The following is a 235-nucleotide window of genomic DNA, read 5'->3' on the forward strand; positions in this document are numbered from 1 at the left end:
CATCGAACTCGCCGAAGAACAGTTGCGCATCTACCTGCTGTCGACCTCGCGGGCGCGCCTCGCCGCGCAGTGGCAGGAGCGCCAGCGCCTCCTGCCGGACACCGAGCACCCCGGCCTGCTGGCCCTGGCCGAGCGCCGGGTGATCGCCGAGGAAGACCTGATCGTCCTGCTCAGCGCCAACATCGGCCAGTTCCGTGCCGCCGAGGCGATCGTCGAGGAAGCCGCCGGCCTGGCC

General features: G+C 71.5%; 1 protein-coding gene. It reads left to right on the forward strand.

The window, feature by feature from the left end; genetic code table 11:
- A partial coding sequence (locus BST14_RS32370) for a hypothetical protein (RefSeq protein ID WP_142279744.1) occupies positions 1 to 235 on the forward strand: 235 nt, incomplete at both ends.

The sequence above is a fragment of the Mycobacterium arosiense ATCC BAA-1401 = DSM 45069 genome (genome assembly GCF_002086125.1).
Classification (GTDB): domain Bacteria; phylum Actinomycetota; class Actinomycetes; order Mycobacteriales; family Mycobacteriaceae; genus Mycobacterium; species Mycobacterium arosiense.